Here is a 21,416-nt window from a genome sequence, read left to right as displayed (position 1 = left end):
CGCCAACCTTACCCGCGCTTGCTACTCGCCCTCGGCTCCGCCGCGGGCGCCTGTTCCTGTGAGGCTGTAGTGCGCTCTACCCAGGCAGCGTAGGCGTCGGTGCACCACGGGACCTCGGTTGCGGTTACCTCCGGGTTGCCCCAGGTATGCAGTTCGGCGATGCGTTCGGCGAGCCGGTCGCGGGGGCCGGCGCTCGTGCGGGCGGTGACCCGCCATTCCTGGCTCTCTCCGAGTTCGCCGAGGTGCCAGAACACCGAGGTCGCAGGCCCAGTGATTTCGGCGCCGGCTGCCAGTCGCTCCGCCACGATCGCACGAGCTATGTCTTTGGCGACGGATTCGGTGGGAGTAGTGGTGGTCACGGACCACACCCGTGAGGTTGGCATTCTGCCAGATTAGGCATGCTGTGGTCGAGCGGCCTTTTGCGTTGCTTCGCCCTCTACCTCGCGGTAATCGCCGCCGACACGGTCCGGATGAGCTACCGTTTCCCGAGCCCTGACCGATCAACGAGGAGAAGCAGCGCATGTCACAGCCTGTGATACCCGACATCACCCTCGATGACGGAAACACCATCCCTCAGCTGGGGTTCGGTGTGTTCCGGGTGCCGAACGAGGAAGCGACGGCCGCGGTCGCCAAGGCCCTCGACGTCGGGTACCGGGCGATCGACACCGCCGCCTACTACAAGAACGAAAGCGGTACGGGTGCCGCCATCGCAGCCTCCGGTATCCCACGGGAAGAACTGCACATCACCACGAAGGTGTGGCACACCGATCTGGGGTTCGAATCGACAATGCGGGCCGTGAAGGCCAGTCTCGCGAACCTGGGCGTCGACTACCTGGACCTGTATTTGATCCATTGGCCTGTGCCGGCGCGTGGCCTGTATATCGAGACGTGGCGGGCGATGGAGAAGATCAAAAGCGATGGGTTGGCGCGTTCGATCGGTGTCTCGAACTTTCCTCCGGACGTGCTCGAGCGGCTGCTCGCCGAGACGAACACCGTTCCGGCGGTGAACCAGGTCGAGTTGCATCCGTGGCTGCCGCAGACCGCGGTACGGGAGTTCGACGCCGGCCACGGGATTGCGACGCAAGCATGGAGTCCACTTGCTCACGGGCAACTGGTCGACGACCCGACGGTGGCTGCTGTCGCACAGCGGCATGACAAGACGCCGGCGTAGATTCTGCTGCGGTGGAATCTGGAGCTCGGCAATGTGGTGGTGTCGAAGTCGGTGATACCAGAACGTATCCGTTCGAATCTCGAGGTTTTCAAATTCGAGCTGGCAAGTCAGGATCACGATTTGTTGGCGTCGTTGGATTGCGGCCGCCGAACGGGCCCAGACCCCTGTGTAGGACGTAAGAGAAGACGTCTACTGGGCCCTTTTGACATCCGAGCTACCGGCCATGGACCGGATCGAACAGTAGCCTCAGTGGCTCACGTCCACTTCAGTTCTTCATCGACGCCCTGTCGTCCGGCCACCGGAACCGGGCCACCGACAGCAGAAGGCTCCTCCCGCACCAAGGCGAGAGGAGCCTTCGCTCGGATCGCTATTCTCCCGAGGCCGCCTCGGAGGAGCCTTCCGCCGCGCCGGTCAGCACGACCTCCGGCTTCTCCTCGCTGCCCGACTTGGTCAGCTTCGCCTTACCGGTGAAGGTGAACCGGGCGTCCTCGCCGGAGCCCTCGCCGTCCCAGCCCTCGACGTCCACCAGGACGCTCTGGCCGGGGCCGATCTCGCCGAAGAGGATCTTCTCCGACAGCTGGTCCTCGATCTCGCGCTGGATGGTGCGGCGCAGCGGCCGGGCACCGAGCACGGGGTCGAAGCCACGCTTGGCCAGCAGGTTCTTGGCGTTCGCGGTGAGTTCGATCGCCATGTCCTTGTTCTTCAGCTGGGTTTCGACGCGGTTGATCATCAGGTCCACCATCTCCACGATCTGCTCGGTGGTGAGCTGGTGGAAGACGATCACGTCGTCGATCCGGTTGAGGAACTCGGGCCGGAAGTGCTTCTTCAGTTCGTCGTTGACCTTGAGCTTCATCCGCTCGTAGTTCGACTGGGTGTTGTCGCTCGAGGTGAAGCCGAGCCCGACCGCCTTCGAGATGTCGGAGGTGCCGAGGTTCGAGGTGAAGATCAGCACCGTGTTCTTGAAGTCGACCGTGCGACCCTGGCCGTCGGTGAGGCGACCGTCCTCCAGCACCTGCAGGAGGGTGTTGTAGATCTCCTGATGCGCCTTCTCGATCTCGTCGAACAGCACCACCGAGAACGGCTTGCGGCGCACCTTCTCGGTGAGCTGGCCGCCCTCCTCGTAGCCGACGTAGCCCGGCGGGGCACCGAACAGCCGCGAGGCGGTGAAGCGGTCGTGGAACTCGCCCATATCGATCTGGATGAGCGCGTCGTCGTCGCCGAACAGGAAGTTCGCCAGCGCCTTGGACAGCTCGGTCTTACCGACACCGGACGGACCGGCGAAGATGAACGAACCGGACGGACGCTTCGGATCCTTCAGACCGGCGCGAGTGCGGCGGATCGCCTTGGAGACGGCCTTGACGGCGTCCTCCTGGCCGATGATCCGCTTGTGCAGCTCGTCCTCCATGCGGAGCAGACGGGTGGTCTCCTCCTCGGTGAGCTTGAACACCGGAATGCCGGTCCAGTTGGCCAGCACCTCGGCGATCTGCTCGTCGTCGACCTCGGCCACCACGTCCAGGTCACCCGACCGCCACTGCTTCTCCCGCTCGGCACGCTTGGCGACCAGCTGCTTTTCCTGGTCGCGCAGGCGAGCGGCCTTCTCGAAGTCCTGCGCGTCGATCGCGGACTCCTTCTCCCGGCGCGCCTCGGCGATCTTGTCGTCGAATTCGCGCAGGTCCGGCGGGGCGGTCATCCGGCGGATACGCATCCGCGCACCGGCCTCGTCGATCAGGTCGATCGCCTTGTCCGGCAGGAACCGGTCGTTGATGTAGCGGTCGGCCAGCGTGGCGGCGGCCACCAGCGCGCCGTCGGTGATGGACACCCGGTGGTGCGCCTCGTAGCGGTCGCGCAGACCCTTGAGGATGTTGATGGTGTGTTCGACGGTCGGCTCGCCCACCTGCACCGGCTGGAAGCGGCGTTCCAGGGCGGCGTCCTTCTCGATGTACTTGCGGTACTCGTCGAGAGTGGTCGCACCGATGGTCTGCAGTTCCCCACGGGCCAGCTTCGGCTTCAGGATGGAGGCCGCGTCGATCGCGCCCTCGGCGGCACCCGCACCGACCAGCGTGTGCAGCTCGTCGATGAACAGGATGATGTCGCCGCGGGTATTGATCTCCTTGAGCACCTTCTTCAGGCGCTCCTCGAAATCACCGCGATACCGGCTGCCCGCGACCAGGGAACCCAGGTCGAGGGTGTAGAGCTGCTTGTCTTTCAGCGTCTCGGGGACCTCGCCGTTGACGATGGCCTGGGCCAGGCCCTCCACCACGGCCGTCTTACCGACGCCGGGCTCGCCGATCAGCACCGGGTTGTTCTTGGTGCGACGGCTGAGCACCTGCATGACCCGCTCGATCTCCTTCGAGCGGCCGATCACCGGATCGAGCTTGCCTTCCAGGGCCGCCTGGGTGAGGTTGCGGCCGAACTGGTCGAGCACCAGCGAGGTGGACGGGGTGCCCGTCTCACCGCGAGCGCCGGACTCCACCGGCTCCTTGCCCTGGTATCCGGACAGCAGTTGGATGACCTGCTGGCGGACCCGGTTCAGATCGGCGCCGAGCTTCACCAGCACCTGCGCCGCGACGCCCTCACCCTCGCGGATGAGGCCGAGCAGGATGTGCTCGGTGCCGATGTAGTTGTGGCCGAGCTGCAGCGCCTCGCGCAGGCTCAGTTCCAGCACCTTCTTGGCCCGCGGGGTGAACGGAATATGGCCGGACGGTGCCTGCTGGCCCTGGCCGATGATCTCCTCGACCTGGCTGCGCACGCCTTCCAGCGAGATACCGAGCGACTCCAGGGACTTGGCCGCGACTCCCTCGCCCTCGTGGATCAGCCCCAACAGGATGTGCTCGGTGCCGATGTAGTTGTGGTTGAGCATCCGGGCCTCTTCCTGGGCCAGGACGACGACGCGCCTCGCGCGGTCGGTGAACCTCTCGAACATCGCTCCCTCACTCTCCTGCTCCGGACTTTCCGGCAACCCGCGCCGCAGTGTTGTGCACCACCACAGGCGTCAGCCTGCCACGAAGGCCGGGGGTTGCGGCCCCCGCCTCCCACTCTAGTTGGCAGGGGATTCCTCCGCCGCCGGTCCACCCTGTGTGGACCGTCGTCGACACGGCTATTCACTCATAACGCCCCCGACAGCGGTTTCGTTTCCGCTCAGGTTTTGCCCTGAGCGAACACCCCCCGCCGATGGGAAACGGCGCTTTCCGGTCAGCGGTGCGATCGGTCGTACGCCGCAATACCCACATCCGTCCGCACCATGCCCGCGGATCGGCTGTCCACGCGCACCGGCTCGCGCCCGCTCTGGACACCGGCGGCGAACAGCGCTGCGCAGAGAACGAGGAAGGCCAGGCCGTGCAGAACGCTGCGGACGATGTTCCAGCGTACCCAGCCGGGTTCGAACGCGGCCCGGACCGCCTCCGGATCGGGCAGCGTCGCCGGATCGCCCGCGGCGGCCAACTGGTCGTTCAGAGGGACATTGCACCCCGCGGTGATCCCGAAGGCGACCAGGTTGAGCACCAGGGCGATCCCGATCCACCACAGGGTGGGGCGGGAACCCAGGTGCAGTACCGCCGCGAGGAGCGTGAACCCGACCATCCCCAGGAATCCGACCATGAAGGCGGGGTTGATGATGACGATATTGATCTTCTGCATCACCTCGATCACCATCCGGTCGTCCATCCGCGCGAACGCGGGCATCACCGAGATCGCGTACGCGTAGAAGACCCCGGCGATCAACCCGGTGGCGAGGGCCGCCGCCACCAGGGCGGTGATACGAATTGCGGACATGACTACTCCTGCCGGACCGAATGGTGTGTTCCGGTGGACAGTCAACCGGCGACCCGCGGGCGGGACCATCGTCGAGACGCTCACGCACTTGCGCGAACGTCTACACCGCGCGGAATCACAGATCCCGCTCGGAAATGATTCCGTTCTGCATGGCCAGTGCCGCGAGCCGAACCCGCTTCTGATTCTGCGGTAGATCCTCGACCCCGAATTTGGCAAACAGTGCCCTCAGATGAGTCTTGACGGCATCGACACTGAGAAATAATTCGCTGGCTATTTGCTGATTGGAGGCCGGTGTGGCGAATCCGGTGCCGTGTTTATAGGGCCGGCACAGCGCGATCAGGACTCCGCGCTGGGCCTCGGTCAGCGAACGCACCGTGGGAATTGCTCCGGCGGACGCCTTCGTCACGTCGTCGGCGACACCGGTGAAATCGTGAAACGAAACCAAGGAGGTGCCGGCCCTGATACGGTCACCCGCTGTCAGTCTGCGACGTCCGACCAATCGCTCACCATTGACAAATGTCCCGTTCCGAGAGAGGCCGTCGTCGACAATCATCCATTGCGCACCGAGATATTCGACAGTGGCGTGCAGACGGGACACCTCGGCATCCCATCGCAGCGATAAATCGGCATCGGCGGACCGTCCGATGGTGACGCGCGGTCGGTCCGGACTCAGCACGAGTTCCCGCCTGCGCCCTTCACTGTCGGTGTAGCGCAGGAACGATCCGTCGGATCCGGCCACCATGCCGATACCTCACCTCTTCATATCGGCATCCCTCTGCCGACCACGGTACCCGGCTCGCAATGCGGCGGGCCCGGCCGAACCGCTACGGCGGAGGACTGCCGCATTGCGAGCGAGCCCGCCGCATCATGAGCAAGTTTGAAACACCAGCATATCGGTTCGGCGGTCGACGGCGGGACCGGTAGCAATCGATCATTGCTATCAATAAATAGGACCGCCGACCGGCCGTTCGGAAATCCCTCGGACGGCAGCCGAAAGGGGACTAGCTCTTGGCGGCCTTGTTGTACAGATCGGTGACTTCTGCGGAGATACGTCCACGAGCCGATACCTTGTGGCCATTCCGCCGCGCCCACTCGCGAATAGCGGCACTTTGTTCACGATCCATGGAGGCCCGGGCCTTGGTGCCACCGCCCGAACCGCCTGCCGCGGCCTTCACCCGACGTCGGCCACTCACCCGCCGAGCGTTGTTGACCCACTGCTCCATCTCTTCACGCAGCTTCGATGCATTAGCAGCGGACAGGTCGATCTCGTACGACACTCCATCGATTGCGAACTCGATGGTCTCGTCCGCGATGGACTCACCGTCGACATCGTCGATCAAGCTAACGGTGACCTTCTTTGCCATGAGATGAACGTCCTCTCGAAATCGTGCGACCTGCAAACCCAGGCCGATTACCCCGAGGCAAGAATACCTCGAATTCGGAAATTTCCAAGACGAGCGGTTGACGGTGGAAACCGTTCGCTCAACGGCCGCCAGGCCGCACTATTGGGAACAGTATCGTTTCCCGGATTCCCAATCCGGTGAGCGCCATCAACAACCGATCGATTCCCATACCGGTTCCGGTCGTCGGCGGCATACCGTACTCCATCGCGGCGAGGAAGTCTTCGTCGAGCACCATCGCTTCGTCATCACCGGCGGCGGCCAACCGCGCCTGATCGATGAATCGCTCGCGCTGGATCACCGGATCCACCAACTCCGAATAGCCCGTGGCCAACTCGAAGCCGCGCACATATAGATCCCACTTCTCGGCGACCCCGGGCTCGGACCGATGCTGCCGGGTGAGCGGAGAGGTCTCGACCGGGAAGTCGCGCACGAAAGTCGGCGCGTACAGCTTGTCGCCGTAACAGTGTTCCCAGAGTTCCTCCACCAGTTTCCCGTGGCCGTAGCCCTTGTCCTGGGGAATTTCCAGACCGACCCGTTCGGCAAGCGCCAGCAATTCCGAAACAGTTGTTTCCGGAGTGACCTCGATACCCAGTGAGTCCGATAGAGACGGATACATCCGAACGGTAGCCCACTCGCCACTCAGATCGTATTCCGTACCATCGGCCAGGGCCACAACCTGAGTTCCCAATGCCTCGGACGCGACTTCCTGGATCAATTCTCGGATCATACGCGCGGAGTCGTCGTAGGTACCGTACGCCTGATAGGTCTCCAGCATCGCGAACTCGGGCGAATGGGTGGAATCGGCACCCTCGTTGCGGAAGTTGCGGTTGATCTCGAAGACTCGCTCCAGCCCGCCGACCACACAGCGCTTGAGGAACAACTCCGGCGCGATGCGCAGGAAGAGGTCCATATCGAGGGCATTGGAATGGGTGACGAACGGCCGCGCCGCGGCACCACCGTGCAGGGTCTGCAGCATCGGCGTCTCGACCTCGAGGAACCCCCTCCGCTCCAGCGCGTTGCGCAGCGCCCGCACCACCGCCACCCGGGTGTGTGCCATCTTCCGAGCCTCTGGACGCACGATCAGATCGACATAGCGCTGCCGGACCCGGGACTCCTCGCTCATCTCCTTGTGCGCTACCGGCAGCGGCCGCAGCGCCTTGGCGGCCATCGACCAGGAGTCGGCCATAACGCTCAATTCGCCGGTCCGCGACGCGATGACTTCACCGTGCACGAAAACGATATCGCCGAGGTCCACATCGGCCTTCCAGGCCGCCAGCGCGTCCGCGCCCACACCGCGCAGGCTGATCATCGCCTGCAGTTTGGTGCCGTCGCCTTCCTGTAGCTGCGCGAAACACAGCTTGCCGGTATTCCGGATGAAAATGACGCGCCCCACCACACCGACGATCCGGCCGGTGGCGGTGTCCGGTTCCAGGTCGGGGTAGGCGGCCCGAATTTCGGCCAGAGTGTGCGTGCGCGACACCTCGACCGGGTACGCCTCGCTCCCTTCGGCGAGCAACCGCTCCCGCTTCTCCCGGCGAATCCGCATCTGCTCCGGGAGCTCGTCGACTTCCGCGGCGCGGACGGTCCGCTCGGCGGATACCGCACCCACGGAGTCGCCGGATGACGTGGTGTTCGTGTTGCTCACATCGAGCTACCCTAGCGTGCACCGAAAAACGATTTGCGGGCCGCCCGGCCGTTCTTTCGTTATAACGAAACGATATAAGTTGGCGCGTCGGCTTGCCTTCGGAAAATTAGACCGGACGGCTTGCTACGGATATCGCCCCCCGCCGGTCCTCGGCGAAAACTATTGCGTGAGGGTCCCATTCGCCCGACGGCAGAGCCGGAATTTCACAGCGCGGCGAGCGCGTCCACTTCCCGGGTGAAGTGCGGTGCGCCGACGGCGACCGTCAGCATGCCCGCCGCCTTCAATGCCCGATAGCCGCCGATCAGATCGGTGGCCCGGTGCAGCCCCAACCGTCGTAGCGAGACCGCGGCAAGACTGGAGGTGTAGCCCTCCGAGCACAGCACGATCCATTCGACATCATGATCGGTGGCCAAGGCCAGCCGAGCCGAACTGCTGGGATCGAGTCGCCACTCCAGGACATTGCGCTCGATCACCAGCGCCCCGGGAAGCGTGCCTTCCCGACCGCGCTGCGCCTGCGGCCGGATATCGACCAGGACGGCGCCCCGGGCCAATGCGGCGGGTAATTCGGTAACAGAGATACGCCGCAGCTGCGCTCGGGCCTCGGCAAGCATCTGATCAATGGTCAGATGGGTCATCACATATCACCTTCGGGCTGATCGGTGAGAACGGTACGGGTGCGCCGCAGAGTGCCGTGCCCGGTCGGTTCGTAATAGGACATGGCGGTCAACGGCGGTGAATAGGCGTGCACGCTCAAGGTCGGCTCGAGCGGACCGAGAGAATCGCCCTCATCGGCCGGAACAGCCGGTGATCCCGGGTCGGGAGCGCGCATCACATCGTGGACCCAGCCGATCGGAAACCCGGCCTGATCGCCCGCGGTGAGAATGCGACGCCGTAGCTCGGTGCCGGTCCACCGGTATTCGGTGAGCGCCCCGCTGAGCACGGTGAGCGCCCCGAGCGAACCGGCGTGATCGTGCAGTTCGGTGGATTTGCCCGGCGTCCAGCTGATCAGCCAGATATCCACCTCGTCATCGGCCGACAGCCGAGTGGCCCAGCGTTCCTCGGTCGGCCACCGCCCCTCGGCCGGGAGCAGATGGTCGTACCGGCCGGCCAGGACATCCTCGGCGCCCTCATCGGTCAGCCGAAGCAGATCGGCAAGCCGCAACCGAGTAGGCAGTGCAGACGCGATCGGACGATCCGGAACAGCGTCCGGTACCGGCTCGGTGGTATCGGCCGGAGCAGAAACCCGCGCGGCCGGAAAAGCGCGAGCGGATACGGAAGACGAACGAACTGCGGAGCGCATGTGCGAATCTCCAGGAGATGGTGACGGTCGAGGGGCAGGAGCTCAGCCTCGATCGGTCGAGGCTCGATCAGCCTCGACAACACTCCTGGGACGCCACGCGAAGAAGCACGCGGTGAGTCTAACAACCACCCCGCCGGACTGCCACCCACCACTACACGAGATAGGTCACAGCCCCGCCCCAGCCAGCCCTTACCCCCAGCGGCCGAAGCCCGCCGCGGGACCGAACCGACCGAAGCATTGCCGCGACAACCGCATCACGGAGAGAAGACACGGGCCCCAGGAACCGCCGGAATACCGACAACGCATCCCCTCCAAACCCCGCCGGCCCCACCGAAGCACCGGCACGCAGGACCAGAGCCCGCTCGCCGGCCCGGTCGATACCTTCTCGGACACCCCACCCAAGCGGACGGGCCTACCCGGAACAGGCCCCACCGAAGCGAGGTCGCACAACGGATCCGTGGAGGAAGGAGAAACCTGGGCCACAAGGCCCCCGACAGCACTCCCGAAGACAGAGCCACCGAACACACCCCCGAGCCCGACTCCACCGCAACCCACCTGCCCTCCCCCGTCACCCAGCCCAATGTGCCGAGTCTTACGAGGCCCCCACAAAGGGTTGCGGCCCGTCTCGCGTTTCAGCGCCCGAAGCGCATGTGCCGAAGGCACGAGTCTCGGGCGCTGAAACGCGAGGCCCGCCAGGGCCGCAACCCCGCCCGCGCGAAGGCGCGGGCCATCAAACCCTGCGCCGCTGATTGCGTTCGTACACCAGACGCAGCCCGGTGAGTGTCAGATTGGGTTCATGGTGCTCGATGGTCTCCGATTCCCCGATGATCAACGGGGCCGCGGCACCGGTGGCGACCACCGCGACATCGTCTCCGGCGAAGCCGTCGATATCGTCCCGAATTCGATCGATCAGCCCGTCGACGAGTCCGGCGAAACCGAATATCGCACCGGACTGGATACATTCCACGCTGTTCTTCCCGACCACCGAGCGCGGACGGGCCAACTCGACCCGGCGCAGGGCCGCGCGTTCGATGAGCGCCTCGGTGGCGATCTCCACTCCGGGCGCGATGACCCCACCGAGGAACTCGCCCTTGGCCGAAACCAGGTCCACGCAGGTGGAGACACCGAAATCCACCACAATCGCGGCGGTGTCGTATCGGTGGTGGGCGGCGAGACCGTTCACGATCCGGTCCGCGCCGACTTCTTTGGGGTTGTCCACCAGTAGGGGAATACCGGTTCGCACACCGGGTTCCACCAGGACGTGCGGCACATGCGACCAGTACCGGTCGAGCATGATCCGCAGTTCACGCAGCACCGGCGGCACGGTGGACAGTGCCGCCACCCCGATCACCTCTTCGAGGCGGTCACCGATCAGACCGCGCAACTGCATGGCCAGTTCGTCCGCGGTGTGCAGCGGGTTGGTGTGAATCCGCCAGTGCCGCACCAGCTTCGCATGCCCCCCGCTGCCGGAGAACAGGCCGAGGACGGTGCTGGTGGTGCGGACGTCGATCGTCAGCAGCATCTCGCGTTCGGTCCCGTCCGGGTGTCAGGCGAAGGACAGGTCGCGGGGGCTGAGCAGGCCCGAACCCTCTGGGGCGTGCGCGGGGTCGGAGCCCAGTTCGATCGGCCGATTCCGGTCGTCGACGAAGACCACTCTCGGGTCATAATCGCGTAGCTCCTGTTCGTTCATCATGCCGTAGGCGATGAGGATGACCAGGTCACCGGGATGAACCAGATGGGCCGCGGCGCCATTGATCCCGATAACGCCCGAACCCCGCTCCCCGGCGATCACATAGGTCTCCAGACGGGCGCCGTTATCGATGTCGACGATGCAGACCTGTTCGCCTTCGAGCAGATCCGCGGCGTCGAGCAGATCCTGGTCCACGGTGACCGAGCCGACGTAGTGCAGATCGGCGTGGGTCACGGTGGCCCGGTGGATCTTCGACTTCATCATGGTGCGCAACATCGTCGTCGCCTTTCTGTGTTCGATGGCGCCGCCTCCGGCGGCGCGGGTCGGGGCCCTCGTGGTCCCGGGTCTTCCCTCCCTCCGCGAATCCGCTGACGTGAATGCGCTCCGGTCGGTCCGGATCCGGGGCGGACCCCGACCACTGGGGTGGGGCGGTCCGAGTGGTGTTCGGCGGTGGGGATCGGTGGTGTTTCGGCGGGGGTCGGTGTCTGTGGAGGTCTCTGGAGCCTGCCTCCTGTGTTGCTCTGTCGAGCGACGCGTTGCCTGTTCAGGACCGGGGCGGGAGCGGCCGCTAAGGTGGGCAGTCCGTGAGGGTGTCTTTCCACGCTGCGTCCCGATGGTGTGAGTTGGTATCGGTCCGGGGTTCCCTGTGGGCGGACGATGTCGCGGCCGGCTCCGGGTGGCCGTCGAGGGGGGCGCCCAGGCGCACCGCCATGTTGTCGATCAGGCGGGTGGTGCCCACCTTGGCCGCGATCAGTAGCCGGGCGTTGCCCGTCTCCGGCGTGGGGCCCAGGTCGGCTCCGCGCAGTTCGAGATAGTCCAGTTTCACCCCGGGCGCGGCGTTCAGGACCGAATGGGCGGCGGCCAGTACGGCGTCCGCGCCGGCGGCGCCGGCGGCGGCCCCGGCCAGCAGGGCGGCCGACAGGGCCGTCGCGGTTTCCCGTTGTATGGGGTCGAGGTAGCGGTTGCGGGAGGACAGCGCCAGACCGTCGGATTCCCGCGCGGTCGGTACCGCGACGATCCGGGCGTCGAAATTCAGATCGCGGACCAGCCGGCGGATCAGAATGAGCTGCTGGTAGTCCTTCTCACCGAAGAAGGCCTCATGCGGTCGGACGATCTGCAGCAGTTTGGCCACCACGGTGAGCATGCCCGCGAAATGGGTGGGACGGGACGCGCCCTCCAGTTCGGCCCCGACCGGACCGGGATGCACGGTCGTACGCGGTCCGTCCGGGTACATATCCGATACGCTGGGCGCGAATACCAACTCGACCCCTTCGGGACGCAGCAGTTCGATATCGGCGTCCAGGGTTCGCGGATAGCTGTCCAGGTCTTCGTTCGCGCCGAACTGCAGCGGGTTGACGAAGACCGAGACGACCACCACCGTATTGGTTCGCTTGGCGCGGCGCACGAGTTCCAGGTGTCCCTCGTGCAGCGCGCCCATGGTCGGCACGAATCCGATGGTGCGGCCGGCGCCGCGCAGCGCCCGTGACACGGCGGTGAGCACGGCCGGATCGTGGTGTACGGACAGTTCGCCCCTGCGGTATGCGCCGCGCAGTGTCGAGTTCATCATCGGCCCTTCTCCAACAGTTCGAGCAGGTCGGCACCGGCACCGGCCCGTTCGGCGGTGCGCAGCGACAGCGCGCGGTAGCCGGCGGCCAACCGGGGGTCGGTGGCCGCGAGCGCGTCCAGGTGAGCGGCCACGGCCGCGGTATCACCCCGGGCGACCGGGCCGGTGAGTGCGGACCGGCCGCGGCGCAGCGCATTGTCCAGGGCGGCCGAGGCCAACGGGGCGAGCAGCCGTTCGGCGAGGCCGTTGGGCTGATCATCGACAATCTGTTGACCGAGCAGTCCGGGCCCGGTCAGGGCCGTCCGCAGCGCGTCGACCGCGTCCAGGATCAGGGTGACCAGGTGGTTGCTGCCGTGCGCCAGGGCGGCGTGATAGAGTGCGCGGTTCTCCTCGGCCACCCGCACCGGTTCCCCACCCATCTCGATCACCAGGGACTGGGCGATGGCGTAGCCGATCTCGTCCGCGGCGGTTACGCCGAAGCAGGCATTGGACAGACGGGACAGATCCTCGTCGTGGCCGGTGAAGGTCATGGCGGGGTGGATGGCCAGTGGCAGTGCGCCCGCCTCCCGCAGGGGGGCGAGGATGCCGATACCGTTGGCGCCGGAGGTGTGCGCCACGATCGCCCCGGCCCGGACCACCCCGGCGGAGGCCAGTCCGCGGACCAGACCGGCCAGTTCGGCGTCGGGTACGGCCAGGATCAGCAGTTCACTGCGGGCGGCGATCTCCTCGATCGGCAGGATCTCCGAGTCGGGCAGCCGGGTACGGGCCCGATGGACGGAGGCATCGGAAATCGCGGCCACGCCGAACACCACATGTCCGGCGCGTTCCAGTGCGGCACCGACGGCCGATCCCACCCGTCCCGCCGAGACGATTCCCACCGTCAGTCGTGCGGGCGCCGGATCGCCGCCGGAGGCAGCGTTGCCAGGTGTCACGCTTGGCGAGGTCACCAGTGTCCTCTCGATGTCGTTCCAGTCCCGCCGTGCGGGTACCGGACGTTACGGAACGAGGATATGGGCCCGCCGCGACCGACGCCATGCCCGCGCACGTGATATACACCGCATCCGGACCCGGTGCGGTGACTCCTACGCTTACCGGGACGCGAAGAACATCCCGACCGATCGAACCACTGTCGTCGCGTTCGGTCCGGCGTGGGCCGGGTGCCACTGGCCATGTGATCGAACCGAGGACCGTCCGGCCGTGGCAGCGGCGCCCGGAAGCAGTCATCCTCCGCGAGCACTCCGAAACGAACGAGGCCCGCCGTTCACGCAAATATCGTCCATCGTGGTGCGGAGTGGCTCAGGTAATCGAAGACCATCCGGCGGGTTGGTCCGCACTCGGCGAAGGCATCCGTCACCGGGTGGGCGGCCGGCGTAGTGCCTCGTATGGGCGAGAGGCCGAACATGGCAGGTGGCCATCGGCCGGCGTACGCGAATACCATCGATATCGGATGCTACGAATCCTTGGCGAGGTGCCCGCCCGGCACTTTATTCGGACGTGACCACCTTCTGGGAGTTCACGTCGAATTTGCGAGCGTAAGCGCTTTCCGGCCCGTAAACGGTTTCGCGGGGACCACATCGGGACACGGCTCGGATAAGGAGCTGAGAAATGCGCATTGTGGTTGACCTGAACCGGTGTCAGGGGTATGCGCAGTGCGTTCCACTGGCACCGGATGTGCTCGAACTGTTGGGTGAGGAGGCGCTGGCCTACGACCCCAACCCCGATGACTCGCAGCGCCTCCGTGTTCTGCGGGCGGCGGCGGCGTGCCCGGTACAGGCGATCCTGGTGCAGACCTACACCCCGAACAGTGGGAGGCGGTGACGTGAGCACCGCGTCGCTGGCCGCCGACCTGGTCAAGACGTTTCGGGCCGAGGGCCGCATCGTGATCGTGGGGGCGTCGTTGGCCGGGCTTCGTGCCGCGGAAGCCTTGCGGGATAAGGGTTTCCACGGTTCTTTGACACTCATCGGCGCTGAGCCGCACGAACCCTACGACCGGCCGCCGCTGTCCAAACAGGTCCTCCAGGGATGGGTTCGCGCCGATCACACCAAACTTCCCTGTATGCGAGCCGTCGATGCCGACTGGCGTCTGGGTGTGGCCGCGACCGGTTTGGACCGGGCAAACCGGCGGGTCTTGTTGGCCACCGGGGACACGGTGCCCTACGACCGACTGCTCATCGCCACCGGTGTGCGGGCACGACCGTGGTCCAACCCGGCCGAGGGTGTCCTGCAGGGGGTGTTCACGCTGCGCACCTGTGATGACGCGGCCCGATTGCAGGCGGCGCTGCATGCGGGGCCGAAGCGGGTTCTCGTCGTCGGCTCGGGGTTCATCGGCTCGGAGATGGCCTCGGTGTGCCGCGCACTGGGACTGCCGGTGACCGTTACCGAGCGCGGGAGTGGCCCGCTGGCGGGGCCGCTGGGAGGGGTACTCGCCGATATCGCTGCCCAGATGCAGCGCGATGCCGGCGTCGACCTGCGCACAGGCGTATCGGTGGAAGCTCTCGACGGCGACGCCGACGGGCATGTGCGCCGCGCCCGGCTGTCGGATGGCACCACGGTGGATGCCGATGTGGTGGTGGCGTCATTGGGGTCGATTCGCAACGTAGAATGGTTGCAAGGCGCCGGGCTGGCCGCCGGCTTCTGGGGGGTTGGTTGCGATGCGGGCTGTCGCGCATTCGACATCAACGGGGTGGTGACCGACAGCATCTTTGTGGCCGGAGATGTCGCGCGCCGGCCACACGTGCTGTACGAGTACCAGTTCATCTCGATGGAGCATTGGGACAACGCCGTGTGCGGGGCGCAGGTCGCCGCGAACAACATGATCGGTCTGGAGCCCGGCCGGCGACCGCATCTGCCGCTGCCGTCGTTCTGGTCGGCCCAATTCGGAGTGAACATCAAGGGTGTGGGTGTGTGCTCGTTCGGCGATGAGGTCGTGTTCACCCAGGGTTGTCCCGAGGACTATCGCTTTGCCGCAGCCTACGGCCGCCGAGGCCGCATCGTAGGTGCGGTGACATTCGATCACGGCAAATGGCTCCAGTACTACGCGGCGATGATCGAGCGCTCGGCGCCGTTCCCACCACCACCGCCGGGCTATGACCAGGCCGCGGCACCGATCCCGATGCCGGCCCGTTTCCCCGACCCGCGAGTGCCGACCGAGATCCCCACCGTGGTGCTGACCGGACATGACCCCACCTCACGGGCCGCCGAGTTCCACTGACCAGGGAGCCGATATGACCGCAGCAACCACCTGGGCGGAGGCGATGAAATACGAACACCGCGCAGACCCGTATCCGTTCTTCGACGAACTGCGCAAGACCCCGGTCGCGCGAGTGGCCGACAACCTGTACGTGGTGACCGGCTATCGGGAACTGCTGGCGCTGGCCCACGACCCCCGGATCAGCTCCGATATCGGCCGCAACCCGGTGAGCGCCGACCTGCCGGCAGGCGCCGACTCGGAACCCGGCGCCGAGGGCATGAGGGCCCACGGTCGCCGGCCGAGCATCATCATGTCCGATCCCCCCGATCACGATCGGGCGCGTCGGCAGGTGATGCGCCACTTCGGCCCACCGCATTCACCCGATGTCATCCCCGGCACAGAGCCCGACATCGTGCGCCTGTGCAACCGGCTGCTCGACGACATCAAGGCCAGTGGCAGGACCCGATTGGATGTGGTCGATGATTACGCCTACCCGGTGCCGGTTGCGGTGATTTGCAAAATCCTCGGTGTCCCGCTCGCGGACGAGCCCATATTCCACGCCTGGATCCACGACATGTTGACCGGTACGGATCTGGGCCCGGACGCGAATACCGAACAAGGCAGGGCCCGTGTCGAGAAGGGCCGGGCAAGCCGTGACGCGCTCACACGATATATGGCCGATCTGATCGAGCAGCTCCAGCGCGAGCCCGGCGAGGGATTGGTGTCCAAATTGCTCCACGACAGCGGTCCCGACGGTCCGATGCCGCCCGAACAGGCGTTGTCCAATGCGATGCTGCTGCTTGTCGCCGGTCACGACTCGACGGTCAACACCGTTTCCAACTGTGTGATGACGCTGCTGCGCAACCCTGGCTCCTATGACCTGCTGCGCAGCCGGCCGGAATTGCTCCCTCGCGCGATCGAAGAGGTCCAACGACTGCAGGCGGCGGTACAGTTCTTCCCCAGCCGCAGCGCCACCGCCGATATCGACATCGCCGGCACGGTCATCCCGAAAGGGGCAGCGGTGTATCTGGTCTACGCCGCCGCCAACCGCGACCCGAACAGATTCGCCAACCCGAACCGCTTCGACCTCCAACGCCCCGACAACGAGCATTTCGGCTGGGGCAGCGGCATCCACACCTGCCTGGGCGGCCCGCTCGCACGACTGGAAGTCAACCTGGCGCTGGAGACCTTCCTGCGCCGCATCGCCATACCCCGCCTGGTCGTCGATCCACCACCGTATCGGCGAAGCCAAGTTATCCGCGGCCCCCGGCACCTGCTCATCGACTTCGACCACGTCACCGACTGAGGACCGATAAAGCACTTCCCCCGTCGACGGGCCTTGAACCATGGGGGTGTCTCGGGGACTCGGTCACCCGGTCCCCGACGTCACCGCCGCCGTCTACTGGTTCGGTAGTGGGAAACGTCGCGTTCTTCGATATGCCACTCGCCGGGTGCGGGCGGTCGACAGCGGGTGGCTCCGATCTAACTGTGGTGGTCTTCTTCCCGCAGGTTGGCCATGATCTCGGCAACGGACAGGCGCCGCGATTCGCCGGCGTCCGCCCGGCCGTGGCGACGGCGCCGGGACGTGGTCGATTCGTCGGCCACCGGTTTCCGGGCACGCGGCCATTCGACGCCCTGCTCCGGAGACGACGTGTCCTGAGCGGGGCGGTCCGCGCCGGTGGCCGATTCGGCCGCGGCATCCGCCGGTGTCGGGTCGCCGGCGGGCTCGGCGTCACCCTTCGCAGCGGGTTCGGGTTCGTCGTGGAACCGGGTGAACGCATCCGCCCATCGCGACGAGGACGATCCGGCTCGCCTTTTCTCGGTATGGTCCACACTGTCGCCGGTCGATTCACCGGATCCGTCGCAGGCGGCATCCTCGTTCTGGTCCAGGACGAGGATGCCGAATTCGGCGGTGACCGGGTCGTCGTCCGGGCTCGCGAACTGCGGGTGGGCGGGATTCTCGGACTCGTAGACGGGTGTCACGGTACTGCGGATGGTCGCCGCACCGGGTTCGCCGTCGGTCCGTGCGGACACTTTTTCCGACTCCCCGCTCGCGACGCCCACCAGTTGCGGAACGCGGAAGGAACCGGCGTGCAGGGCGGGCCGGTCGACCGGCAGGTCACCGTCGAAGAGTCGCTCCAGATGTTGTCGGAGTATGGACAGTTCGGCCTGCAGAGCGGCCATCTCGGCCGCCTCGGCGTTCACTTCGGCGCGCACCCGGGCCTCGACACCGAGTTCGTACTCACGGCGCGCGTTGATCTCACGCTCGAGCTGGAGCCGATACACCGTCTTCAGGTCGTCGGCCCGGGCCTTGCCGAGCTCGGCTTCCTTCCGGTACTTCGTGGCCGCGATGGCGCTCAGTACCGCGGCCCACAGGGCGACAACGACACCGACCCGAATGAACTGGACGCTCTCGCTGAGAGCAAGGAGCACGCCGGCGACCAGGCCGAGCAGAACCAACACACCGATGAACAGCTTTCCCGTGTCTTCCCGTTGCGTCGGAGAAACACTGCTACGGGAGGGTGAAACCATATCCGCAAGAGTAGCGGCGATCCGCCCATCCGCCCAGGTCACGATGTCGTGATCGATATGACAAGGTAGGCGGCTTCTCGTGGGCGGAACTCCCGGGCGACCGTTACGGAGCGGCAGGGGTGTCGGTGGGATCCTCGGGGGCGCGGCAGCAGTACTCGAGCCACAGCGCGGCCACGACCAGAGCGATACCGGCGCCGCACCCGATCAGCGCGCCCGGTGAATCGGCGGCGGCCGCCCGGAGGGTTCCGCGTTGCGGGAACACCCATCCCAGGAAACCCAGCCACACGCCGGCAGCGGCAGCACCGACCTGCGCCGAGGCCTTGGCCAGCGCGACCGCGCGCGCCACGGTGATGGGATGCAGTTGGTGACGGTCCGCACCGATCTGGCTGTCGTTGACGCGGGCCCGGATGAAGAACCCGAGCGCGGCCTCGATCGCCGCCACCGGATACAGGGAGGCACCGGCGAAATTGGAAATCGGTGGGAAGCTGTCGTAGGCGATGCGGGTGGCCACCCAGGCGACAAGGGTCGCGATCAAGGCGATGGCAAACAGTTCCCGGACCCGGGTGGGCTTCAGTTTCACGGTGTGATCTCCCCGGCCGGTCCCGCGACCAGCGACAACTCGGTACGTCGTATGCCCGACCGCTCCTCGGGCTCCAGGCCGTCCAGCAGGGCCCGCACGCTGTACACGACGCCATCGACTTCCAAGGTCGCCTCCGGCATCACATCCAGCCACGGCACCAGAACGAAGGCCCGCCGGTGGGCCTGCGGATGCGGCAGGGTCAGCTCGGGGTCGTCGCTTCGGCACGCCACCGGTTCGCCGTCGACCGGTTCCGCGCACCAGACGATATCCACGTCGAGTGTGCGCGCGCCCCAGCGCACCGTGCGTACCCGGTCGGCGGCGGCCTCGAATTCCCGCCCGCGCCGCAACCAGTCCCGGCAGCGGTAGTCCGGGTCGTCCGCCAACACCACGGCGTTGAGGAAATCGTCCTGTTCGACACCGCCCCACGGGGCCGTGGCGTATACCGCCGATACCGCGAGCACGCGGGCACCCAGGCCGTCGACCACACTGCGCAGCAATGCGAGCCGATCCCCCATATTCGAGCCGATGGACAGCACCGCGCGGCTCATCCGACCAGCCGTTCCCGGGACCGACGGGTGACCACGCGGACATCGGCGAACCGGTGTGGGATGGGCGCGGCAGGTTTGTGCACCACCACCTCCACGTCCTCGATTCGAGAATCATCGGCCAGCACGGCATCGGCGATCTCGACGGCAACCGTCTCGATCAGATCGCGGGGCGGGCCCTGCACGATCCGTACCGCCAGATCGGCCAGGCCGCCGTAGTCGACGGTGGCGGCGAGATCGTCGGTCGCGGCGGCGGCGGAGATATCCAACCACACCGTCAGGTCGACGATGAACTCTTGGCCCTCGCGGCGTTCGTGGTCGTAAACACCGTGATATCCGAACACCCGCAGACCACGCAGTTCGATCCGGTCGGTGGCCGGCGGCGGCGCACCGTTCACCGCGTGGCTCCCGCCACCCTGCGGGACCGCTGCCAGGCGTCGGTCACCGCGATGGCGTCCAGCGAGCCGCGCACGTCGTGCACCCGCACACCCCAGGCACCGTGCAGCGCGGCCAGCGCCGAGATGGTCGCGGTGGCGGTTTCCCGGCCATCCGGCGGCCGCGGGCCGGTCTCGTCGGCCAGCAGGGTGCCGAGGAAACGTTTGCGGGAGGCGCCGATCAGGACCGGCAACCCGTCGGCGACGAACTCGGGCAGCGCGGCGAGCAGCGCCCAGTTGTGCTCGTTTGTCTTCGCGAAACCGAGGCCGGGGTCCAGGAGCAACCGGGCCGGATCGACCCCGGCGGAGATCGCGCGCTGCACTTGGGCGTGCAGTTCCGCGCGCACCTCGGCGACCACATCGTCATAGCGGTCGGCCGGACCGGTGTGCCGGTAGTCCGCGGCCGCCCGCCAATGCATGAGGATCCAGGGCACCCCGGCGTCGGCGACGACCTCGACCATGGCCGGGTCGGCGCGCCCGCCGGATACGTCGTTGACCACCGAGACCCCGGCCGCGATGGCCGCCTCCGCGACCCGCGCGCGCATGGTGTCCACGCTGGTGGGGACACCGGCGGCGACCAGTCCCCGAATCACCGGGACCACCCGGGATGTCTCGGTCTCCGGATCGATGCGGACCGCGCCGGGGCGGGTCGACTCCCCGCCCACGTCGATGATGTCGGCGCCGTTCTCGAACAGCCGCACCCCGTGCCCGACCGCCAGATCCGGATCGAGGTAGCGGCCGCCGTCGGAGAACGAATCGCCGGTGACGTTCACCACACCCATCACCACACACGACCGTCCCTGTCGCGGGGTCACCCCGGGCTGCGGCACGACCCCGAACAGCGGCCGGTGTACTCCGGCGGCCGGGTCCCTGGTGGCCGGTGGCTGGTCGGTCACTTGCGCAGAATCAGTTCGAGGGCCTCGGCGCGCGAGGCCGCGTTGGTCTGCAGCAGGCCACGAACCGCCGATGTGGTGGTGCTGGCGCCCGGCTTGCGAATACCCCGCATGGCCATGCACAGATGTTCGGCCTCGATCACCACGATGGCCCCGCGCGGGTCCAGTTTGCGCATGACGGCGTCGGCGATCTGGCTGGTCAGCCGTTCCTGTACCTGGGGACGTTTGGCGTACAGGTCGACCAGCCGGGCCAGTTTGGACAGGCCGGTGACCCGACCGTGCGGGCCGGGGATATAGCCGACGTGCGCGACACCGTGGAACGAGACCAGATGGTGTTCGCAGGTCGAGTACATCGGGATGTCCCGGACCAGCACCAGCTCCTGGTGTTCCTCGTCGAAGGTGGTGTCGAGGACCCGGTCCGGTTCCACGTAGAGGCCGGCGAACATTTCGCGGTAGGCGCGGGCCACCCGGGCGGGGGTGTCCACCAGGCCCGGGCGGTCGGGGTCCTCCCCGACCGCGATCAGCAGTTCCCGTATCGCGGCCTCGGCCCGCGGCTGATCGAACGGTTTGCCGGTATGCCGCGCAACGAGTATTCGGCCATCGATCTCGGCCGTATCACCCAGATCGGTAGGTATATCCGGAGCAGCGGGCACCCGGCCATTGCTGTGCTGATTGGCCGACAATAGAGGACACCTCCA

At 66.5% G+C, this 21,416-nt stretch carries 21 protein-coding genes and 1 pseudogene; 4 read left to right on the top strand and 18 right to left on the bottom strand.

Translation table 11 applies throughout. The annotated features are described in order from the left end of the window. Window positions 1-8: 8 nt before the first annotated feature. A complete protein-coding gene (gene cutA, locus ON20_RS32705; protein ID WP_157228639.1) occupies window positions 9-359 on the bottom strand; it encodes a divalent-cation tolerance protein CutA in 351 nt (116 codons plus the stop codon). Between the two features lie 161 nt (window positions 360-520). Between cutA and ON20_RS01585 the strand changes: the two are divergent. Continuing rightward, a pseudogene (locus ON20_RS01585) lies at window positions 521-1,336 on the top strand (aldo/keto reductase); the annotation flags it as partial. 202 nt (window positions 1,337-1,538) lie between these two features. Here the strand turns inward: ON20_RS01585 and ON20_RS01580 are convergent. The 11 genes from ON20_RS01580 to ON20_RS01525 all read right to left on the bottom strand — a co-directional run bounded on the left by ON20_RS01580 (window position 1,539) and on the right by ON20_RS01525 (window position 13,491). After that, window positions 1,539-4,094 (bottom strand): ATP-dependent Clp protease ATP-binding subunit, encoded by a 2,556-nt coding sequence (locus ON20_RS01580; RefSeq protein WP_040833023.1) that lies wholly within the window; start codon window positions 4,092-4,094, stop codon window positions 1,539-1,541. Window positions 4,095-4,363: 269 nt separating this feature from the next. Beyond that, a complete protein-coding gene (locus ON20_RS01575; RefSeq protein WP_083864470.1) occupies window positions 4,364-4,942 on the bottom strand; it encodes an anthrone oxygenase family protein in 579 nt (192 codons plus the stop codon). Between the two features lie 115 nt (window positions 4,943-5,057). After that, a complete protein-coding gene (locus ON20_RS01570; protein ID WP_040833022.1) occupies window positions 5,058-5,684 on the bottom strand; it encodes an FHA domain-containing protein in 627 nt (208 codons plus the stop codon). A 259-nt stretch (window positions 5,685-5,943) separates the two neighbouring features. Continuing rightward, window positions 5,944-6,306 (bottom strand): histone-like nucleoid-structuring protein Lsr2, encoded by a 363-nt coding sequence (locus tag ON20_RS01565; protein ID WP_040833021.1) that lies wholly within the window; start codon window positions 6,304-6,306, stop codon window positions 5,944-5,946. A gap of 118 nt (window positions 6,307-6,424) precedes the next feature. Beyond that, window positions 6,425-7,891, bottom strand: a complete 1,467-nt coding sequence (gene lysS / locus ON20_RS01560; RefSeq protein ID WP_051161413.1) for a lysine--tRNA ligase — start codon at window positions 7,889-7,891, stop codon at window positions 6,425-6,427. 302 nt (window positions 7,892-8,193) lie between these two features. Beyond that, on the bottom strand, window positions 8,194-8,616 hold the full coding sequence (locus tag ON20_RS01555; protein WP_040833063.1) for a rhodanese-like domain-containing protein: 423 nt from the start codon (window positions 8,614-8,616) through the stop codon (window positions 8,194-8,196). 8 nt (window positions 8,617-8,624) lie between these two features. Further along, window positions 8,625-9,290 (bottom strand): cysteine dioxygenase, encoded by a 666-nt coding sequence (locus ON20_RS01550; protein WP_083864466.1) that lies wholly within the window; start codon window positions 9,288-9,290, stop codon window positions 8,625-8,627. Window positions 9,291-10,020: 730 nt separating this feature from the next. Further along, the gene (locus tag ON20_RS01540; protein ID WP_040833018.1) at window positions 10,021-10,812 is read right to left on the bottom strand and encodes a type III pantothenate kinase; all 792 of its coding nucleotides are present in this window, start codon (window positions 10,810-10,812) and stop codon (window positions 10,021-10,023) included. A 24-nt stretch (window positions 10,813-10,836) separates the two neighbouring features. Beyond that, a complete protein-coding gene (gene panD, locus ON20_RS01535) occupies window positions 10,837-11,256 on the bottom strand; it encodes an aspartate 1-decarboxylase (protein ID WP_040833017.1) in 420 nt (139 codons plus the stop codon). 292 nt (window positions 11,257-11,548) lie between these two features. Beyond that, window positions 11,549-12,547: a pantoate--beta-alanine ligase gene (gene panC, locus ON20_RS01530; protein WP_083864464.1), complete on the bottom strand. Its 999-nt coding sequence runs from the start codon at window positions 12,545-12,547 to the stop codon at window positions 11,549-11,551. After that, window positions 12,544-13,491: a Rossmann-like and DUF2520 domain-containing protein gene (locus ON20_RS01525; RefSeq protein WP_083864462.1), complete on the bottom strand. Its 948-nt coding sequence runs from the start codon at window positions 13,489-13,491 to the stop codon at window positions 12,544-12,546. The genes panC and ON20_RS01525 overlap by 4 nt, the downstream gene beginning before the upstream one ends. A 658-nt stretch (window positions 13,492-14,149) precedes the next feature. Between ON20_RS01525 and ON20_RS01520 the strand changes: the two genes are divergently transcribed. Genes ON20_RS01520 through ON20_RS01510 form a run of 3 tightly spaced genes read left to right on the top strand, consistent with a single transcriptional unit; the run spans window position 14,150 to window position 17,040 of the window. Continuing rightward, window positions 14,150-14,362 carry a ferredoxin gene (locus tag ON20_RS01520; protein ID WP_040833015.1) on the top strand — a complete coding sequence of 71 codons (213 nt, stop codon included), beginning with the start codon at window positions 14,150-14,152 and terminating at the stop codon, window positions 14,360-14,362. A 1-nt stretch (window position 14,363) separates the two neighbouring features. Further along, a complete protein-coding gene (locus tag ON20_RS01515; protein WP_040833014.1) occupies window positions 14,364-15,755 on the top strand; it encodes an NAD(P)/FAD-dependent oxidoreductase in 1,392 nt (463 codons plus the stop codon). A 13-nt stretch (window positions 15,756-15,768) separates the two neighbouring features. Further along, on the top strand, window positions 15,769-17,040 hold the full coding sequence (locus ON20_RS01510; RefSeq protein ID WP_040833013.1) for a cytochrome P450: 1,272 nt from the start codon (window positions 15,769-15,771) through the stop codon (window positions 17,038-17,040). A 176-nt stretch (window positions 17,041-17,216) separates the two neighbouring features. Here the strand turns inward: ON20_RS01510 and ON20_RS01505 are convergent, their stop codons facing one another. The 6 genes from ON20_RS01505 to folE all read right to left on the bottom strand — a co-directional run bounded on the left by ON20_RS01505 (window position 17,217) and on the right by folE (window position 21,323). After that, the gene (locus ON20_RS01505) at window positions 17,217-18,266 is read right to left on the bottom strand and encodes a DUF6779 domain-containing protein (RefSeq protein ID WP_157228638.1); all 1,050 of its coding nucleotides are present in this window, start codon (window positions 18,264-18,266) and stop codon (window positions 17,217-17,219) included. Between the two features lie 103 nt (window positions 18,267-18,369). Further along, the gene (locus ON20_RS01500; protein WP_040833060.1) at window positions 18,370-18,840 is read right to left on the bottom strand and encodes a DUF3180 domain-containing protein; all 471 of its coding nucleotides are present in this window, start codon (window positions 18,838-18,840) and stop codon (window positions 18,370-18,372) included. A 2-nt stretch (window positions 18,841-18,842) separates the two neighbouring features. Then, window positions 18,843-19,394, bottom strand: coding sequence for a 2-amino-4-hydroxy-6-hydroxymethyldihydropteridine diphosphokinase (folK, locus tag ON20_RS01495; RefSeq protein WP_040833012.1), 552 nt, complete (start codon window positions 19,392-19,394; stop codon window positions 18,843-18,845). Next, complete coding sequence (gene folB / locus ON20_RS01490; protein WP_040833011.1) at window positions 19,391-19,789, bottom strand: dihydroneopterin aldolase; 399 nt, start codon at window positions 19,787-19,789, stop codon at window positions 19,391-19,393. The genes folK and folB overlap by 4 nt, the downstream gene beginning before the upstream one ends. Next, window positions 19,786-20,607 (bottom strand): dihydropteroate synthase, encoded by an 822-nt coding sequence (folP, locus tag ON20_RS01485; protein WP_051161411.1) that lies wholly within the window; start codon window positions 20,605-20,607, stop codon window positions 19,786-19,788. Before folP ends, folB begins: the two co-directional genes overlap by 4 nt. A gap of 110 nt (window positions 20,608-20,717) precedes the next feature. After that, window positions 20,718-21,323, bottom strand: coding sequence for a GTP cyclohydrolase I FolE (gene folE / locus ON20_RS01480; RefSeq protein ID WP_157228643.1), 606 nt, complete (start codon window positions 21,321-21,323; stop codon window positions 20,718-20,720). Window positions 21,324-21,416: the final 93 nt, after the last annotated feature.

It is taken from the genome of Nocardia brevicatena NBRC 12119 (assembly GCF_000308495.1).
Classification (GTDB): Bacteria; Actinomycetota; Actinomycetes; order Mycobacteriales; family Mycobacteriaceae; genus Nocardia; species Nocardia brevicatena.
This window is presented reverse-complemented; position numbering and strand designations above follow the sequence as displayed.